This window comes from Campylobacter sp. BCW_6889 (assembly GCF_001762535.1).
Lineage (GTDB): Bacteria > Campylobacterota > Campylobacteria > Campylobacterales > Campylobacteraceae > Campylobacter_D > Campylobacter_D jejuni.
This window is the reverse complement of record NZ_MJWZ01000018.1, coordinates 1-17,609: the sequence shown is the minus strand read 5'-3', so window position 1 is coordinate 17,609 and position 17,609 is coordinate 1. Positions and strand designations below refer to the sequence as shown.

The following is a 17,609-nucleotide window of genomic DNA, read 5'->3' as shown; positions in this document are numbered from 1 at the left end:
AAATAATCTTTGTTAATGTTTAAAGAATTTTTAGCTCTTGTAACTGCCACATACAAAAGATTTAATTCTTCTTTTGCTATGGTAATTTGTTCTCTTTCTTCAAGTTCTTGCTTGATGTTTAAAAAATCATCAATAATTTCAACATTATTCCACTCTAAACCTTTGCTCTTGTGTCCTGTACTTAATATCAAATCAGCTTGTTCTTGTTTTTTAACACAACTTTTTTCAATATCTTTAATAAGCTTTATAATATCGCTATGCACATATTTAAAAAGAACAAATATTTTTTGTTTTAAGTCAACCTCTTTAGTTTCGTTGATATATTCAAGAAGTTCTTTTAAGTCGGCAAATTTTGCAATAAACTGATTTTTGATATATTTGTGTTTTTTAAAAAGAAGATTTTGTATGTCTAATAACTCATCAAAACTATAACTATTCACCCCTCCCACAAAAAATAATTTTTTATTCAAATTTTCTACTGCTATATCAAATAGTTTAGCATTAGTTCTACATATTATAGCTTTTGCTTCATTTTCATCATTTCCCTTTCTTGGTTTTAGCGTTCCTTTAAAATCTCTTGGGGCATTTAAAATTCCCAAATAAGAATTGGCAATAGTAGCTATGCTTTGTGGGCATCTAAAGCTTTGAGTTAGATATAAAATATGAGATTTTGGCATAGATGCTAATACTTCTAAGGAATTTACAGCACCTCTGAATTTATAAATGCTTTGAAATGTATCTCCTATAAAAACTTTTTTAGCTTGCTTTTGGTTAAGCACAATATCAATAACACAAGCGTTGATATCCTGTGCTTCATCTACTAATATAAAATCATATTCTAATTTTGGCCTTGAAAGTTGATAGGATTTTAAATAAAAATCGTGTTCATAGACAAGAGCGCAATCTTGACTTTGCAAATCATTCCACAATTTTTCTATTTTTTTTGAAATATATGATAAATCCATTTTCGGACTAATTTCATATTTAGAAGGCTCTTTTGTTATTTCTTTTAAAAATTCTTTTGGCTCAAGATTGCTGTTGCAAAAATATCGAACAGCTTTTAAAATAGCAGTTGCATAAAAACTTCTAACATCTTCTTTTAAATCTCCTATAAAATCAAATAAATCTATAGCTCTTAAGCTTCCTAATCTATCTTTATATTTTTTTTGAACTTCTAACTCTACATATGCAAGAGAGTGCATGGTTTTAACTTCTACATTTTTTAAGTGTTTGAATTTAGCCTCAGCTTCTTTTCGCATGGAAGAGTTATAAGATAGATATAAAATTTTAAAATCTTTTCTTGCTTCACAAAATTGCACTAGAGTAGAGGTTTTTCCTGTGCCTGCGTAAGCATTTACTATTAATATATCATCAATATTAAAATCAACCACAGCTTGTTGCTCTTCAGTGAGAGAATTTTTAGTTTGTGAACAAGAAATTGACACTATTATTTCCTTTATATTCAAAGGTATTTTTGTTTTCATTAAATTCAATTTTAAAATTAGAAAAAATATTTTTACTTGCCTTAATTTCTTGTTTTATTTTTCTAAAATAACGATCTTTTGTATTGATTTCTAGCCCTAAAGCAATTAAAAGATTTTCAAGAGTTATGTTGATTTGATTATGACTTAGAAAAAAACGGATAATGGATTTTATTAAAGAATTTTCAATTAAAACAATAGATTGTATTTCTTTATTGTAATTTATAGCAATAGTTTTTTGGTAGAAGTCTAAGTACTCTTTGCTTAAAATAATACCTCCAAAATCACCCTTTTCATTATATCCCATGGCGGAAATAATATGAAAATAAAATTCGGTTTGGTTTTCTAATTTAATTTTAATTACAGCTCCCATTATATCTTCTAAAATATTTTTAAACCATTTATAATTAAAGCCTGCATCACCATAGCTTTTAAGCACATTGCTAATACAAAAATCAACGCTAATTCTTTGATCTTTTAATATTTGAATTTTTGTATTATTTAAAATAATAAGATCGAGTATATCCTTATGAATTTGTGTGAGCAAAGAGCCTCTTATAGTGACATTCCCCCACTGTGTATTAATAGTGCGAGTTCTTTTATTTTTTAGAAAATCTTTATAAATAGCTGATGATGGAGTATACCTTTTAATAGGTGCAAACACAGGTAGTCTTATTTCTTGAATACTACAAGTGCTATTTTGTTTTTTGTATCCGAGTTCTAAATGTTCTATTTTATTTTCTAAATTATCCATCGTTATTTTAAAATTAAATTTTTTTTTATAATTTTATTATATATAATATTTTTTAAAAAAAAATAAATAACAATGTTTTTTAAGCTTTAAATAAATTAAAAATACTTATAATAACATAACTTTTTTTAATATACATAATTATAATTAAACTTTTTTTAATGTAATAAGTTTAGTTATTTAAGTTTAAAATAAGATATATTATATAAAAATATATCCTGTTTTAAGTATATAAAAGAAGCTCCAATCTGGGCTAAGAGCTACACAAGTCCAAATTGTGAGGTTTTTATGAAAAAGAATTTTTTTCTCCTAGCTTTACTTCTAGGGTTTTTCATTACAAATGCTTTTGCAGGAAATACTGACAGTATTGGTGCAAAAGGGCTTTGGGATATTGTAAGTGGTTGGTTAAATGATACTTATGTTTCAAGAATTATAGCCTTGCTACTTTTTTGTGTTGGCGTTTGGAGAGCTTTTGCAGGTTCAATTTTGCAATTTTTCTTAATGCTAGGTTTTGCAGTACTTGTTACTCAGGGAAGTACTATCATTGAAACTATCAATTCTGCTACATTTTAATAAAAAGGGTGTAAAAACCCTTTTTTATTTTTCTTGAGATTTTTTAATGAAATTTCAATAAATGTAAAAAAGGAGTTAATTTTGGCAAAAACTGAAAATGGTTATGTTGAAATAAATAAATTTATAGATACAAAACCTATGTTTGGTAATTGGGAAGTTGATACTTTAGCTATATTTAGCATATTTATAGCTATTGCAATTATGTTTGCTAAAGGTATTGTTGCCTTTGGAATAGTTATTACTTTTGGGGTTGTAGCTGCAAAATATTATGAGAAGTTAAAAAAGTCAAGAGTAAAAGGTTTTTTCTTTCATATCATTTATATGCTAGGTTTAAGACAACCTAAAACTTTACCTCCTTCGTACATGAGATATTTTTTAGGAGCTTAAAAGATGTTATTTGATAAATATAAAAATCAGATGGATAAATATATATTTGAAAATATTACCTTCCGTATTGTAACGCTTATTTTATCCTTTGTTATTTTAGTGCTTATTTGGGTAATTCTTGCAAGAACAGACTCACAAAAAGTTGTATTTATGCCGCCAAAAATTGTTAATCAGGAATTTTGGATTGCAGGAAATCAGGTTTCAAAAGGATATTTACATGAAATGGGACAATTCATATCTTTTAACCTTTTAAATATTACCAAAGAAAATGCGAGAAATAATATCGACAACTTGCTTATACTTGTAGATCCAAAATTTTATCAAGAAGTAAAAACAAAACTTTTGGAGCAAATGAATTATATTATTGATAACGCAATTAGTCGCACTTTCTTTGTTTCTGCTATTAATGCGGATACAAAAGGACAAATTAAAGTATTTGGAGTGGTTAAAGATATTATATCCGATAAGGTGGTTCGCTCATCTCAAAGTGTTTTGAAAATTAATTATATTATCGAACAAGGAAGATTTATTCTCAATGATCTTTCTATAGAAGAAGAAAAGAATAACAAGGAGAAAAATTGAAAAAAGTAATATTATCGGCTTTGACTTTAAGCACTAGCTTATTTGCTATTAATGTTATTGATAATCCTTCAAGCGATATTATCAATATTAATGTTTCAAATAGCAGTGTTAATCGAATTGTACTACCTACTCAAATTTTAGATGTAGCATACTCTAAAGAAAAAGGTATAGATATCAAGATCTCAGGAAATCAAGCTTTCATTAAATTCCTACCTATCCAAAAAGAACAAGTTAGAAGTGTAGGAAAAGATAGATATGAGCCTGTGGGTGAACCTGAAATTGTTTATGATAAAGCAAAAGGTTCTGAAGTTTTTTTTGTGACTGCAAATAGAACCTATTCTTTTGCATTAAATCCTAAAAATATGGATGCTGAAACTGTAATTATTAATGATTTTAGCGCACAAAAAGACGAAATTTTAAAATATGAAAGTGATGACCCTTATATGTCCACTATGGCAAAAATAACTGAGAGTATTTTAAAAGGTGGGGTTCCACAAGGATATAAGGTTAAAAAGATTAATAAAGTTGTTTCAAGCGACAAAACCTTAACCACAAGAGAGCTAACTAATTATGATGGTCTGCTTTATAAAGCAACTTTACTTGAAGTTGAAAACAAAACTGATAAGGCAATAAGACTAAATCCTAAAGATTATATTTCTATTGCAAAAGAAGCTCCAAAGGCTATAAGTATTTATTACAACAATGAAGTAAATCATTTATTGCCTTATTCTAAAGCACAAATTATAATCATTACTAAAGGCGGAAGAAATACAAATGGCGGTGTATTTGATGGGGGGATGTCAAAATGAAAAATCCTTTTATAAAGTTTTTTAGCAATGATAAAAGTCCTATCGATGCACAGAAAACTCAAAATAAAAACAAGGTTTTAATTTTTACAGGTATTTTTGTGATTGCAGGAGCTTTACTTTTTTTAGTAGGCGGTGGCGATAAAAAAGAATCTAAAGAAAAAGTAGGCAATTTTAATCTTGTTCAAGATGATCCTATGGCTAAAACAAGGTGGGTAGGTGAAGCAAGTGATGATCTTACTTTAGCTAAAAAAAGAGTGGATAGCTTAGATACTCGTAATAAAGAACTTTCAAAACAAGTAAGTGATCTTAAAAAAATTGTCACCGATATGAAAAAAGAAAATGATGCAAATAAAAGAAATTATGAATTAAATTTAAAAAATATACAAGAAGCGCAGAAAAAAGCTATGGAAAGCGCTCCTGCAACTGTTTTAGAAGACACTCCAAATAATAAAGAAGAAGATTTATATAAGAATTTTCCTCAACCAAATAAAAATGCAACAAATACACAAAAGCCAAGTGATTATGGCTTAACACATTTTGGTGATGTTCCAGAATTAAATGAGGTTACACAAACAAGATATACACCGATTCAAGATTCTCTTTCTTTTACAAACATTGCTAAACCTGAAGAAAAGGAAAAAGTAGAAAAAAAGTCGACTAGGCATGTCATTCCTACAGGCTCGATTGTAAAAGCTGTTTTACTCTCAGGTATGGATGCCCCTACGATGACTCAAGCAAAAACTGAGCCATTGCCTGTACTCATGAAAGTTACTGATCTTTCCATTTTACCAAATCGATGGGGTTATGATATTAATGAATGTTTTTTAATGGGCGAAGGATATGGGGATTTAACAAGTGAAAGAGCATATATTAGAGTTAATAATATTTCTTGTGTTACTAACAAAGGACAAAAAATTGACATGGCAATGAAGGGTGCTGCAACTGGTGAAGATGGTAAATTAGGCTTGCGTGGTGAGGTAGTTACCAAGCAAGGAGCTTTGCTTGCTAGGACTTTAATTGCAGGTTTTTTACAAGGCGTAGGAGAAGGTTTTGCTAATCAAAATCAAATCGTAACTCAAAATGGTTTTGGCGGAACTACAACAACAAATAGTGATATGAGTGCTAAAGCCACTTTGCAAGCAGGAGCGTTTAAAGGACTTTCAAAAAGTGCTGAAAAACTTGCAGATTTTTATCTAAAAATGGCAGATCAAGTCTCCCCTGTAATCGAGATTGCAGCAGGTAGAGAAATTAACATTATTACCACAGCTACTTTGGAGTTAAAAACTTTAGAAGAACAACAACAAGATAGCGCAAAGAAAAATAACAATAAAAAATAAGGAGAAAAATACATGAAAATCTTTTCTAAAATAATTTTAAGCTCTTTAGCTTTAGCAAGCTTACTTCATGCTCAAACTCTTATTGAGCAACAAGAAGAATCATTGGTTAAAGGTGTTATTCCTTCAACAAAAATAGCTAAAGTAGAAAGAAGTCAAATTGATGGATTTTACAAGGCTTATTTGGATAATGGAAATATCTTATATGTTAATCCTTTTAAAAGGGTAATATTTATCGGAGAACTTTATACAAATACAGGTGTAAGCTTAACAGCTAATGATAGAGATGCTTGGCAAAGCGAAGTTAGTGCTAAACAAGCTAAAGACTTAAATTTAAAAGAAGTCACACAATATGCTAAAAAAGTAGATTTTGGAAAGGGTTCTAAAAAGTATGAATTTGTTCTTTTTACCGATCCTGAATGTCCGTTTTGTGCAAGAGTAGAAGAGCTTTTTATCAAAAAAGATGTCAGTGTTTATGTAAATTTCTTTCCTTTAAGTATTCACCCTCATGCTGAACAATGGAGTAAAGAAATTTTATCTGCGCCTAATTTTAAAGAAGCTCTAATTAAACTCAGAGAAACTCAAAAAGATTTAGAAGTAAAAATTACTCCACAAGCAGAACAAACTCTTAAAAAAATGAGAGAATTAGGTGAAAAGCTAAATATTATGGGTACTCCAAAACTTTTAGTAGTGGATAAAAAAGAGAAGAAAATCATTGATGTAATTGATGGCGCAAATATGCAAAAAATCAATTCTTATTTAGATAAGGATAAGCAATGATTAAAAACGGTGCAATTACATTATCTTTAGCTGCTTCTATCTTTTTAGGAGCTTGCTCTATGTTGCCTTATAAAGAAAACTTTTCTTGCGAAAAAGGAAAAGATAACGGAATGTGTGGTTCAGTGACTGAAGTGTATGATCTTAGTTCTGATATGGATGAGCTTAGAAAAAAAACAGATAGAGAATATGAACAAAAGCATCCTGAGGTAAAAGCTGAAACAAAAACTAAAGCCGAACAAGAAGCAAGAGATAGTTTTAGAACCTTAAAGCTTCAAGAAATGGTTGAATCTGTAGAAATTCGTAAAATTCAAAATGAAACGCCTACTATTTTTAGATACTACTTAAGCGAAGAAGAAGCAAGCAATAAAGCTGATGTCGCTTTAATCAGTGAAAATGATAAAGAAAGTAAGGCAATTCGAAAAGACTTGAAAAATCAAACTGAAAAAGCAAATTCGCAAACAAATAAGAATGCAAAAAATGGTAAAAATACTCATTTAAAACATTCTAATAAGTCTGCATCTAAAAATGATAGCAAGATAAAAAATAATGCCAATAAAGAAACCAATATTAATAAACTTCATGATGGCATTAAAATCTATGACAATAACGAAAGTGGAATAAAAGATGCAAATCTTACAAATAAAGAAGATAATGCAAGCTCAGTCAATACTTTAGATATAAATTCTACGAAATCTAATGCTGAACAAAATCTTTCAACTGCAAATACAAATACAAATGGAATTGATAAAAATTCACAAGTTGCTAATGAGCCTGCTATAGATTGTTCTGCAAGTTCGGATTCAAAAATCACTCAAATTAATGGCAAGGTTAAAGTTTGTGTTTATCACGCAAATATTAGAGAAATGCCTTCTTGTAAAGCTCTTGTTTTAAGGGTGGCTAACCAAGGCGAAGAATTAGAAGCTTTGTATGAGCAAGGCGGATGGATTAAATTAAAGGATGGAACTTATGTGCATAAAAGCATCGTTACAAAAGATTAGTTTAGTAAGTTTAGCTTTGGCTTTTTCTTTAACAAACCTAAGTGCTAAAGAAGCTCAAACAAGCGAATATGATAATAACTTGTTATTGAAAAAAGCTGTTTTAAAACTTTATAGAGAAAATCAAGAACTTGAAAAAAGAGTAGCAGTTTTAGAGGAAAAATTAGGCATTTCAAGACCTGAGCAAAACGCTTCGGTTATAAATCCTAAGCCTTTAGATCAAAACGCTTTTGTATTTTTATCAAGAGTAAAAGATGAGTTTAAAAAAGGTAGAAAAATAGTTTTAGGGCAAGCCATTAAAGATGCAAAATACTATTCTAAACCTTCAATCTCATCTAGGGTAGTAGGCAATGTAGCTAAAGGCAAAAGAATTATCATTAAAGGCGTTACAGAACAAAATGGCAACGCATGGTATAAGATCGAAGATTGGATGTATATCGATGCAAGTGCTGTTTCATTTAGGAGCAAAAAATGAATAAAAAATCTATATTAATTTTATGCGCAACGCTACTTTTTACAGCGTGTGCAAGCAAACAACAAGTCACTAAAGAACCAAGTGTTGATGCTCAATTAAAATTACTTGTTGATGATGGTATGAAATATACGGATTTAGACAAACAAGATGAAGATGAGCTTATTCGTGGATTGCTTAAGAATTCACCTTCTTTTGCACAAAGCAATCAACAAAGTGCAGTAAAAGAAAACATGGTGAAGTTGCCAAATAATATGCCTTTGTTTAGACAACCTTTATTTGCACAAATGGTTGTTTTTCCTTATGTAAGTGATGATGGCATTTATCACGGCTATAGTGAAAGTTGGCTAAAAATCAAAGAAGGCGAGTTTGTTCTTAGCGACCCAAGAAGCAAACAGGACCCAAGTGAAAGAATTTTTGATATGAATGATGTAGGTACAAAATGAGTTTAAGTGATTTTATTAACGAAAAATTAGGTATCAATCAGTCTGTAAAGAAGATTACTTCTTTGCAGACCAATGTGTGGAACGCTTGCATGCAAAGATATAAATTTTCAGACTTTTTACCTTATATGAGCTACGATTCTCAAAAAGAATATTATATTAATAATGATAATTCTTTTGGAACAGTTTTTTTGTGTTCTCCAAGAATTAGAATGGGTGAATCTACTGCTGTTGCTGTTGAAGAAATGCTAGGCAAATTGCCTGAAAATATGTTTATACAATTTACACTTTTTGGAAGTAAAAATATCAAAGATATAGTTGAGTACTGGAAATACATGCACCTAGAAAGAGCTGATAGAGAAAATAATGAGCTTTTACTTAAGGCAATTAAAAATATGGAAAAGTTTTATTATTCCAAAACCAAAGAAAGTATTTCAAGTTCTATGACTACAAGATTAAAAAATTACTATCTTTTAGTTTCTATAAAATCTAATAGCGAAGAAGATGTAATTTCTTATAAACATATTTTGAAAAATATTCTTACTTCAAATAATTTTTCACCTGTTGTAGCTGAGCCTGAGGTTTTAAAACCTATGCTTTACGAGCTTTTTAATGGTAATCATGATATTAATAATATTCCAAATTATGATAGGACTTGCTATCTTAATAGACAAGTTATTATGCCTACAACAGAGATTTTAATTAAAGATGATGAATTAAAAATAGATGGTAGAAGTTTTATTAGTTTAACACCACAATCATTTCCGCAAGAAGCACATATTGGTGATTTTGGGGAAAAATTAGGTGATTATATTAGTAGGGCTTTGGATAATAATCAATTCAAAGATACTTTTTTAATTACTGCTTCTGTTTGTGCTTTATCTAAGAAAAAAACCGCACGAGTAAAAGGTAATCATTCTATGCTTTTGACACAAAAATGGAGTGAAAATATTTTTAGACAGTTTGCAGCAGCAAGAAAAGAAAGCGTTTCTATACTTGAAAGAATAGATAATCAAAAAGAAAAGCTTTATGCTTTTGATTTGAATGTTATAGTTAGTGGTGATAATTATAATGAAGCTTCTTTAAATGCAAGCACTATTATTTCTTATTGGAATAAAGGGGGTGGTAAAGCTATTGTGCTTGATGAAGCTTTAGGAATTCATCAACTTAATCTTATTGCTTCTTTACCTATGGGGATTAATAAAGAATATATGTTTGATATTACTGTAAAATATCGCTCTATGTTTCCTGATCAAATTTCACAATTCATTCCTTTAGAAGCAGATTTTAAACTCAATATTCCAAATTTGATTTTATTTTCAAGAAGAGCGCAAATTGCAGGACTTGATTTGTTTGTTTCAAGTTCAAATTATAATGCTTATTTGGTTGCTACTTCAGGCGCTGGAAAATCGGTATTTCTAAATATGCTTGCTTTTAATTCTTATGCTAGAAATGATAGAATTTTCATTATCGATCAGGATAACTCTTTTATTAATATTTGTGATGCGGTAGGAGGGCAATATCTTGCGCTTGATCCTTCAAAACCTATCAGCTTTAACCCTTTTAGCGGCCTAAAAAATAATGATAGAGATTCTTTCGCAGAGGATTTGGAATATCTATCAAGGTTGATTTATATGTTGGGAAGTTCTAAAAATCAAGATAGAGCCTTAGAAGATGAAAGACTTATTAAAGCTAAAACACAAGCAATTATGGAGGAGCTTTTTTTATCAAAAGGCAATACTATGGAAGTTACAGATATTAGAGATGAACTTGCCAAAGTAGATGATCAACGCTTTAGAGATTTTGCAGATCAATTACGCCCTTTCTGTAAAGAAGGAATTTACGGTAAATATTTTAATGGTCCTTGTGAGTTTAATATAGAAAAAGAATTTATTGTAACTGAATTTAAAGGGCTTGAAGGGTATGATGATTTAAAAGATCCGCTTATCATGCTTTTAATCTATCATATTAATCAGCTTATGTATATGAGTACAGATAGAAAATCAAGAATTCAAATCATCATTGATGAGGCACACCGTTTCTTAGGAAAAAATCCAAAAATGGATGACTTCATCGAACAAGCTTATCGCCGTGCTAGAAAATATGGCGCTTCTGCAATTATTGCAACTCAAGGTTTTGATGATATCTATAATGCTAAAGATGGAGGATTAAGTCGTGCAGGAACAGTTATTGTAAATAACTCAGCCTATAAGATTTTTATGAAACAAACTGAAACTTCTGTTAATATGTTAATTAAATCAGAAGTGTTTTCCCTAAGTGAAACTGATAAAGAAATTTTGCGCTCGATTAGGACTATAAAAGGAGAATATTCAGAACTCTTTTTGATGACTCCTGATGATGTTAAACTACCTTATCGTTTAGTAGTGGATAAGTATTTTTACTATCTTACTACTACCGATGCAACAGATAAAGCTAAAATCAAAGAATTAACCGATCAAGGAATACCTTTAGGAGAAGCCATTGATTTACTTGCCAATACTAAGACAAAAAGCAATGAAGCTAAGTAAAAATCAAATTAGAACGCTTATTAATAAAGCTTTATTTGTTCTAATTGCTTTTATTATCGGAAATATAGTTGTTTCAGCTCTATCTCAATTTTATGGAATAGGCGTAATTCATACCAAAAGCATCGATAAAGATGTTTTCATATATCAAAAAAAGTTTCAAGGAGATTTAAAAGATTCTTTAATTTATTTTTCTTTACCTGTGCAAACAAGATATTTTGATAAGGATTCTAACTTTGGAAAATATGTAAGATGTGAAGAAGGACAAACATTAAGTGTAAAAGGTTTGAAATATTATTGTGACAATGTTTTTTTGGGCATTGCTCAAAAAACAGATAAGGATGGAAATAAAGTAGAACAATTTATATTTAACGGAGTCATACCAAAAGATAAGTTTTTTGTAATGGGAACACATCCTAGAAGTTTTGACAGTAGGTATTGGGGTTTTGTAGATAGAAAAGATATTAAAGGAGTTTCTATATGGGCATTTTAAAAAAGAGGGTGGTAATTTCTGCTATTGCATGTGCATTTTTGTTACCAAGTGCTTTGAATGCAAATTTGTCAAGCTTTATTCAAAATAATTTAGGCAGTTCTATCACTTCTGAAAATTCAGGTTATTATAAATCTCAGGTTTCAGGTTTTATTAGTGGTGGCAGTTCAAGAATTAGATGGGGTGGTGGTGAAACTATACGCCCTTTTTCAGTAACTGCGCCAAGTTTTAATGTGGGGTGTAGCGGTATTGATATGATCTTTGGTGGATTTTCTTATCTTAATTTTGAGTATTTGGTTGAAAAGCTCAAAAAGATTGCTTCAGCTGCACCTGCCTATGCTTTTCAAATGGCACTTTCTACACTTTGTAAAGATTGTCAAACCATTATGGATGAGCTTGAAAAAATAGCAAATGCTATTAATAGTATGAACTTCGATACTTGCCAAATGACAACAAATTGGACTAATAAATTTGGAAAAATGCTCAGTTCTAATACGGAAAGTGGGCAAAACGATAGCTGGTTAACTTCTTTTGCTAAAGGTATGGAAGGAACAGCTCAAACGGTACAAAATTTTGCTAAAGAAGCAAATGCTTTTGTAAATGGAACAACTCCTGATGAAAGCGGTGAAACAAATGCGGCTAAAATTCTAAAACAAGGTTCAATTATTCAAAAAGTAATTGAAAAAGGCAAAGCAAGTTTCTTTGCCGAAGCTTTTGGAGAAGATCAATATGAAGATATTTTAAGGGGCGTTTTTGGTGATTTGGTAGCTTATACTGAAAAAAGCACTTCCGTTACTAGCAAAGAAATGAGTGATCCTGAAAAGGTAATGTTAATAGGTCCTACTTTAAATACAGACAAATTCCTTGAAGCGCTATGGAACAAAAATGGTGAAAATAAATCTATAACGCTTGAATTTACAGCATATACGATTAACAAAGATGAAAATGGTTTGTATCAAGAACCTATAGGAAAAGAAACAAAAGTAACTATAGATAAAGATATTCGTTCTTTATTAATTGAAAAATTTAAAGCTATTGTTGCAAAAATCAAAGCAAAAACTTCTTTAGATGATGCGGATAAAAACTTAATTAACGCTGCGCCTTTACCTGTTGCCGATATTTTAAATATTGAAGCTTCAACAGGGCTTAATGGAGATGCTGTTTATGAATTTGTGGCACTTTTAATGGTAGATGCTTTTGTTAATGAGCTTTTTAATGAGTTTATAACAAATATCAATACCGTACAAGGTTTAGACCCTAAATTCTCAAGCGACCATAAAGATGATCTTGCTAAATTCAATGCAGCTGTTGCTAAAGTGCAAGAAACTACAAGAACTCTACTTAGTGAAAATGCACAAGCTATTATTAGAGATAATCAGCAAGTTGATTCAATTAGAAAAATCATTTCGAATTTCTATGGAGTTAGCGATATATTCAATTACGGAACAGGTAGATAGGAGAAAGCATGAAAAAATATCTTTTTTTAGCTCTTGCAACTTGTAGCTTTTTACAGGCTGCAAATGATGCTGCTGCTGAGGGTAATAATTTTGGTTCACAGCTAAATAATTATTTCAAGTCAAATGCTGATACGGCTATTAATTCACTCACAAATGGAGGTGAAATTAGAACAGTTGATGGAAAGCAAAAAGCTAATGTGCAAATGGCTTGCGATGAATCTAAGAGTGGAGAATTTTTGAATATAGATTACACAGGCACAAGTGATATCAATATTAAAATTAAATTTGATAAAAATGTTGATGGTAAAGTAGATAAGATTTGGAATTTTGATAATGTTAGCGGAATATGCACCAATGGCGTTGTTAAGTGTGATAAAAACTCATGGAATAATTGTGAGTATTTTCAGTATAGCTATGGCGATAATATTAATCTTGTTAAAACTACAATTGATAATTTAAATGGATGCTACTGTATCAATAGTTCTTGTGGCTCTGTAGCGGCAAAAAATAGAGATAAAATTCTTTCTGATATTGCAGGTCCTATCTACTCAGCATTATCTGCAAAAACTCAACTTGTTCTTTCTAAGGCTACTAAAGTAGGCAGCGCCTTAAGTTATAGAGGACAGGACTATTCTGTATGTGATAATTATGGACAAGCAGTTAATGTTGATTCATCGAGCAATTTAGAAGGTTTAGGACAAGAATTAGCGGCTTCACAATCAAACAATGAAAACAGTGTTTATTCTGTTTTCCACAAAGGAACGGATAATACAGTACCTAAAGATGAAAACTTCAATAATAAGGTTTCAAATAGTTCAGTATCGATTGATCAAAGTACTAAATATTCAAAAGGCAATTCAAAAATAGATTTTTCTTACATAGATACTACGAGTGGAAAAAATGTTGCAGGTGATATGCAAGCTACTCCTGATGTAAATGCTAAGTTTTGTGAAGTGACTGTAGCCAAAGAAGATACTTCAGCTTTCAACGATGGAACTAATAGAGAAAACTCAACAAACAATACTACAGTATATCAAAGTGAGATAAGAGAATGCACTAACAATTGGACTAAATGCCCTGTTAATGGAAAAAATGAAACTTTAAAGCATGATTGTGGAAAAATCAACGATATGGGTGAAGCTTTAGCACAATTATCAGCGCTTGATGAAGCAAGTAAGGATATGGCATGTTCAAAATAAAAACTACTCCAAAGGTGGTAAGTCTTTGGAGTAGGGCTTTACAGAAGGCGGTTAGCTACTTTTTAGATTTAAAGAATATTTTTCTTATCTCTTCTCTAAAAAGTGTGATTAACACTGCGGTAACCGCAATGAATGTATTTAGCAAATCCATTGTGGACTCCTTTTTAGGTGTGATTTCCTCCCACATACCCAACTTAATAGCCAAAAAAAAAGCTCGACCCTTTTTAAGAATCGAGCTTTTATCACACCTACAAGGCTCTGTAAAACCTTTGTTGTCCATCTACCTCATGGATAAAAATATTATAACACAAAATAGTAAAAAGGGAAATGATGAAAACATTTAATTGTGATATTGAAATTAATAAAAATGGAATTAAACAGCCAAAATTTTCATTCAATGAAAAAGATTTATGTGATATTGATTTAAATAATAATACTTGTATATTTAGTGCAAGTGGTGCAGGCTATAGTTATATTATAAATTTTTTATATCAGTATATAAGAGCTAAAGATGAAAATACTAAAATTGTCTTTGTTTCAAATCAATCTAGTGACTTAATATTAGATTATTGGTTTGCGAAAGATAAAAATGTTGAATATTGTGATTTTGAATATGAAAAATTGCTTTCATTGTATAAAACTAAGAGTATTGTAATCTGTGTTTTTTTACATGATAAAGGTTTATTTGATTCTCGAAAATATAATATTACGGATGTTGGTAATTTGATTTTTGCAAGTTCTATAAACAAAATATTTGGATTCACCACAAGAAGCTTCAAAGAGATGATAATAAAATGTAATACAAATAATTTACTAAAAAATGAATCCGCATTCGAATCTATAGAATTGAAAAAAAAAGAAGAAGGAAAATTTACGCTAGATTTTCTTATTGAATCAGATAAAACAAGTGTTTTATCAGTTTTTAAGGGAAAAATGATATGAAAAATTACAATTTGTTAAGATTTTTTAGTAAAAATACATCGGTTGAACAAGTTACTCCTAAGACATTAAGACTTGCTATACTCCTTTCGGCGAGTCTTAGCTTTTCTCAAGCTGCTATTCAATGTACAGATTATAATGATTTTAAACAATTTAATGGACACTATTATACTGCTACCGTTCAAAAAATGACTTTTGAAGATGCAAAAAAACTAGCAGAAGACAGCGGCGGCTATTTAGCAATTCCTGATTCTAAAGCTGAAAATGATTTCTTAAGTTCTTTGTTTAGAGGAGGGCAGTATGCTTGGATAGGCGTGTATGATCCAAGTTATACAAGTAATTATTGTGTTGAAGGTAGTTCAGGTTGTATTTATGATGACAGTCGTTTTAAAACAGTCAAAGGTAATCCATTAACTTATAAAAATTGGGCACAAACACAGCCTGATAATTTACTAAAAAAATATGATATCGTGGATGGAAAAGAGAGAGTATCTCCTTTAGGGGAGCATTGGGTTGCTATGGCTAGTCCTAGTGGGCAATGGAGTGATCAAGGCAATCATTTTGGGGATACAAATAATCCTGTGAGAAATTACGCTCTTTTAGAGTTTGACAAAATACCTGATTGTGCAGGTGGTGGTAGCGATGGTGGTGATAATGGACACACTGCAACAGATGCTATGCAATGCAATACAAATTTTAGTGATGATCCAAACTTCAAACCTGCAAATGGACAAGGACAATCCATAGCTTGTTTACAAAACTCTCAGCAAAAATACTTTTGTCCTGCACAATTAACACAATGTGTTAATTCAGATGATGCAGTAGATGGTAGTAGTGAAAAAATAGAAGGTGGCGTTTTAAAAACAGGTAAAACAAAAGTAAGACTCACTTTTTCCAAAAGTATAGGCTATAATGCGTGGCAAGTCGTGACAAATGATATCTATATTACTGATATTGATGCAATTGATAGTTTTAAACTTATTTATGCAGGAGCTGATGATTGGGTAGTTCCTTTTGCTCCAAATTCTACAGTTGCTGTTGTTGGGAATAAACCAAATAATACTAAAGATGCACTAGATTACATTCCTTATCGCCCAAACAATGATAACTATGGCGAGCTTTCAAAATTTAGCGGAAAAAACTTAAACATAGAATTAAAACAATATTTGCACACAGGTATTAATAAGTCTGTAGCATTTTTTGCCACAGTAGGAAGCGGTGGCTGGCAGCTCACTTATGAAGCAACAGGAAAAGATATAAGTTGTAGTAATTTTGGAAGAAATTTAAATTGTACAGAAGAAAGCGAAACAATTCCTTTTAGTGCTTATAAATATACTTGTCCTGCAGGTTATCAGCCTAAAGAGCAAGGTGGAGTGTGTTCACCACAAAGTGTAGATGATTTGATTGATACAAATGGAGATGGTATAGGCGATAGCTGCAATTCTTCTATTGCTCCTGCTAAAAACTGCTTAGGTGTAACAAGAACTTGTCCTTTCAATAGTAGTAGAGAGTGTGTGCTAACAGACAACAAATATCAATGCTCTCCTTTTCCTTGTTTTAAAGGAGTAAGCGATGTAGAAAATACTGATACTCCTGTTGGTGTTAATGATGCAAACAATAATGGTTGGAATGATGATGGTACTTGTTCAGGACAAATCATTATTTTTAATGGACAAGATAATCGTTGTAAAAATTGGGATATGTTTGGCGGTTTGCTTGGTGGTGGATGTTGTGATAAGGATAATGTGTTTTTAGGACTTGTAGCTTGTAAAGAAGATGAGAAAAAGCTTGCTAAATTAAACGATGCAGGAAAATGTCATGAAGTAGGAACTTATTGTTCTAAAAAGGTTAGTTTAGGTTTTACTAAAATTTGCGTTGAAAAAAAGAAAAGTTTTTGTTGCTTCAATTCTAAATTAGGAAGAATTTTCAATGAACAAGGACGCCCTCAGCTTGGAAAAGGGTGGGGCAGTGCGGAAGGTCCGCAATGTAAAGGCTTCACTCCTGAAGAATTTCAAAAATTAGATTTTAGCGAAATTGATTTAAGTGAATTCATTGCTGATATTGTAGGAAGTTTTGACACAGGAAAAATACAAGCTGATTCCGTGAAAATACAAGAAAAGATTCAAAACAATATCGAGAATGCAACAAAAAAACCTACAAATTAAAAAAGAAAATAAATTATTAGAAAGGAGAGAAGCTTAGTTAAAAGTTTGTTTGGTAAGCCAAAGGGAAAATTATAGCTCCCCTTAAAAAAAGGGGAAATCAAGTGTTAATAACACTTGACTATAATTATACAAAGTAGTATAATTATTACTATAATTTTATTGGACAATTTAATCACCGCCTTTCTAGGTTATGATTAATGCCAAAGGTAGCCGCCTTTGGCATCTAC

The 17,609-nt window shown here is 30.7% G+C and carries 18 protein-coding genes; 16 read left to right on the top strand and 2 right to left on the bottom strand.

The features are described from left to right. Together AJ939_RS01310 and AJ939_RS01305 are read right to left on the bottom strand one after the other, a co-directional pair. A partial coding sequence (locus AJ939_RS01310; RefSeq protein ID WP_070283385.1) for a UvrD-helicase domain-containing protein occupies positions 1-1,445 on the bottom strand: 1,445 nt, incomplete at its 3' end. Continuing rightward, on the bottom strand, positions 1,420-2,235 hold the full coding sequence (locus AJ939_RS01305) for a hypothetical protein (protein WP_070274693.1): 816 nt from the start codon (positions 2,233-2,235) through the stop codon (positions 1,420-1,422). The genes AJ939_RS01305 and AJ939_RS01310, both read right to left, overlap by 26 nt. A gap of 285 nt (positions 2,236-2,520) precedes the next feature. On the opposite strand from AJ939_RS01305, the gene AJ939_RS01300 reads away from it, so the two are divergent. The 16 genes from AJ939_RS01300 to traN all read left to right on the top strand — a co-directional run bounded on the left by AJ939_RS01300 (position 2,521) and on the right by traN (position 17,382). Continuing rightward, on the top strand, positions 2,521-2,805 hold the full coding sequence (locus AJ939_RS01300; protein WP_070283384.1) for a hypothetical protein: 285 nt from the start codon (positions 2,521-2,523) through the stop codon (positions 2,803-2,805). Between the two features lie 81 nt (positions 2,806-2,886). Beyond that, positions 2,887-3,192: a type IV conjugative transfer system protein TraL gene (gene traL, locus AJ939_RS01295; protein ID WP_070283383.1), complete on the top strand. Its 306-nt coding sequence runs from the start codon at positions 2,887-2,889 to the stop codon at positions 3,190-3,192. Between the two features lie 3 nt (positions 3,193-3,195). Further along, entirely contained in the window at positions 3,196-3,774 is a 579-nt protein-coding gene (locus AJ939_RS01290; protein WP_070283382.1) for a TraE/TraK family type IV conjugative transfer system protein, read from the top strand. Continuing rightward, on the top strand, positions 3,771-4,583 hold the full coding sequence (locus AJ939_RS01285; protein WP_070274690.1) for a type-F conjugative transfer system secretin TraK: 813 nt from the start codon (positions 3,771-3,773) through the stop codon (positions 4,581-4,583). The genes AJ939_RS01290 and AJ939_RS01285 overlap by 4 nt, the downstream gene beginning before the upstream one ends. Then, positions 4,580-5,920 carry a TrbI/VirB10 family protein gene (locus AJ939_RS01280; RefSeq protein ID WP_070274689.1) on the top strand — a complete coding sequence of 447 codons (1,341 nt, stop codon included), beginning with the start codon at positions 4,580-4,582 and terminating at the stop codon, positions 5,918-5,920. Before AJ939_RS01285 ends, AJ939_RS01280 begins: the two co-directional genes overlap by 4 nt. A 12-nt stretch (positions 5,921-5,932) precedes the next feature. Next, on the top strand, positions 5,933-6,697 hold the full coding sequence (locus AJ939_RS01275; RefSeq protein WP_070283381.1) for a DsbC family protein: 765 nt from the start codon (positions 5,933-5,935) through the stop codon (positions 6,695-6,697). Next, positions 6,694-7,695, top strand: coding sequence for an SH3 domain-containing protein (locus tag AJ939_RS01270; protein WP_070274687.1), 1,002 nt, complete (start codon positions 6,694-6,696; stop codon positions 7,693-7,695). Before AJ939_RS01275 ends, AJ939_RS01270 begins: the two co-directional genes overlap by 4 nt. Next, complete coding sequence (locus AJ939_RS01265) at positions 7,664-8,167, top strand: SH3 domain-containing protein (RefSeq protein ID WP_070274686.1); 504 nt, start codon at positions 7,664-7,666, stop codon at positions 8,165-8,167. The genes AJ939_RS01270 and AJ939_RS01265 overlap by 32 nt, the downstream gene beginning before the upstream one ends. Then, entirely contained in the window at positions 8,164-8,610 is a 447-nt protein-coding gene (locus AJ939_RS01260; RefSeq protein ID WP_070283380.1) for a hypothetical protein, read from the top strand. The genes AJ939_RS01265 and AJ939_RS01260 overlap by 4 nt, the downstream gene beginning before the upstream one ends. Further along, complete coding sequence (locus AJ939_RS01255; protein ID WP_070274685.1) at positions 8,607-11,135, top strand: TraC family protein; 2,529 nt, start codon at positions 8,607-8,609, stop codon at positions 11,133-11,135. The genes AJ939_RS01260 and AJ939_RS01255 overlap by 4 nt, the downstream gene beginning before the upstream one ends. Continuing rightward, a complete protein-coding gene (locus tag AJ939_RS01250; protein WP_250485013.1) occupies positions 11,122-11,625 on the top strand; it encodes a S26 family signal peptidase in 504 nt (167 codons plus the stop codon). The genes AJ939_RS01255 and AJ939_RS01250 overlap by 14 nt, the downstream gene beginning before the upstream one ends. Next, the gene (locus AJ939_RS01245) at positions 11,613-13,079 is read left to right on the top strand and encodes a conjugal transfer protein TraH (RefSeq protein WP_070274684.1); all 1,467 of its coding nucleotides are present in this window, start codon (positions 11,613-11,615) and stop codon (positions 13,077-13,079) included. Before AJ939_RS01250 ends, AJ939_RS01245 begins: the two co-directional genes overlap by 13 nt. Positions 13,080-13,087: 8 nt before the next feature. Continuing rightward, the gene (locus tag AJ939_RS01240; RefSeq protein ID WP_070283379.1) at positions 13,088-14,278 is read left to right on the top strand and encodes a hypothetical protein; all 1,191 of its coding nucleotides are present in this window, start codon (positions 13,088-13,090) and stop codon (positions 14,276-14,278) included. Then, positions 14,266-14,622: a hypothetical protein gene (locus tag AJ939_RS01235; protein ID WP_070274682.1), complete on the top strand. Its 357-nt coding sequence runs from the start codon at positions 14,266-14,268 to the stop codon at positions 14,620-14,622. The genes AJ939_RS01240 and AJ939_RS01235 overlap by 13 nt, the downstream gene beginning before the upstream one ends. Continuing rightward, a complete protein-coding gene (locus tag AJ939_RS01230) occupies positions 14,609-15,220 on the top strand; it encodes a hypothetical protein (protein ID WP_070283378.1) in 612 nt (203 codons plus the stop codon). The genes AJ939_RS01235 and AJ939_RS01230 overlap by 14 nt, the downstream gene beginning before the upstream one ends. After that, positions 15,217-17,382, top strand: a complete 2,166-nt coding sequence (gene traN, locus AJ939_RS01225; protein ID WP_070283377.1) for a conjugal transfer protein TraN — start codon at positions 15,217-15,219, stop codon at positions 17,380-17,382. Before AJ939_RS01230 ends, traN begins: the two co-directional genes overlap by 4 nt. Positions 17,383-17,609: the final 227 nt, after the last annotated feature.

Bases quoted from the DNA above. Each gene is read 5' to 3' on its own strand.
- AJ939_RS01305 (WP_070274693.1), bottom strand. From the start codon at position 2,235: ATGGATAATTTAGAAAATAAAATAGAACATTTAGAACTCGGATACAAA.
- AJ939_RS01300 (WP_070283384.1), top strand. From the start codon at position 2,521: ATGAAAAAGAATTTTTTTCTCCTAGCTTTACTTCTAGGGTTTTTCATT.
- AJ939_RS01290 (WP_070283382.1), top strand. From the start codon at position 3,196: ATGTTATTTGATAAATATAAAAATCAGATGGATAAATATATATTTGAA.
- AJ939_RS01280 (WP_070274689.1), top strand. From the start codon at position 4,580: ATGAAAAATCCTTTTATAAAGTTTTTTAGCAATGATAAAAGTCCTATC.
- AJ939_RS01275 (WP_070283381.1), top strand. From the start codon at position 5,933: ATGAAAATCTTTTCTAAAATAATTTTAAGCTCTTTAGCTTTAGCAAGC.
- AJ939_RS01270 (WP_070274687.1), top strand. From the start codon at position 6,694: ATGATTAAAAACGGTGCAATTACATTATCTTTAGCTGCTTCTATCTTT.
- AJ939_RS01265 (WP_070274686.1), top strand. From the start codon at position 7,664: ATGTGCATAAAAGCATCGTTACAAAAGATTAGTTTAGTAAGTTTAGCT.
- AJ939_RS01260 (WP_070283380.1), top strand. From the start codon at position 8,164: ATGAATAAAAAATCTATATTAATTTTATGCGCAACGCTACTTTTTACA.
- AJ939_RS01255 (WP_070274685.1), top strand. From the start codon at position 8,607: ATGAGTTTAAGTGATTTTATTAACGAAAAATTAGGTATCAATCAGTCT.
- AJ939_RS01250 (WP_250485013.1), top strand. From the start codon at position 11,122: ATGAAGCTAAGTAAAAATCAAATTAGAACGCTTATTAATAAAGCTTTA.
- AJ939_RS01245 (WP_070274684.1), top strand. From the start codon at position 11,613: ATGGGCATTTTAAAAAAGAGGGTGGTAATTTCTGCTATTGCATGTGCA.
- AJ939_RS01240 (WP_070283379.1), top strand. From the start codon at position 13,088: ATGAAAAAATATCTTTTTTTAGCTCTTGCAACTTGTAGCTTTTTACAG.
- AJ939_RS01235 (WP_070274682.1), top strand. From the start codon at position 14,266: ATGTTCAAAATAAAAACTACTCCAAAGGTGGTAAGTCTTTGGAGTAGG.
- AJ939_RS01230 (WP_070283378.1), top strand. From the start codon at position 14,609: ATGAAAACATTTAATTGTGATATTGAAATTAATAAAAATGGAATTAAA.
- traN (WP_070283377.1), top strand. From the start codon at position 15,217: ATGAAAAATTACAATTTGTTAAGATTTTTTAGTAAAAATACATCGGTT.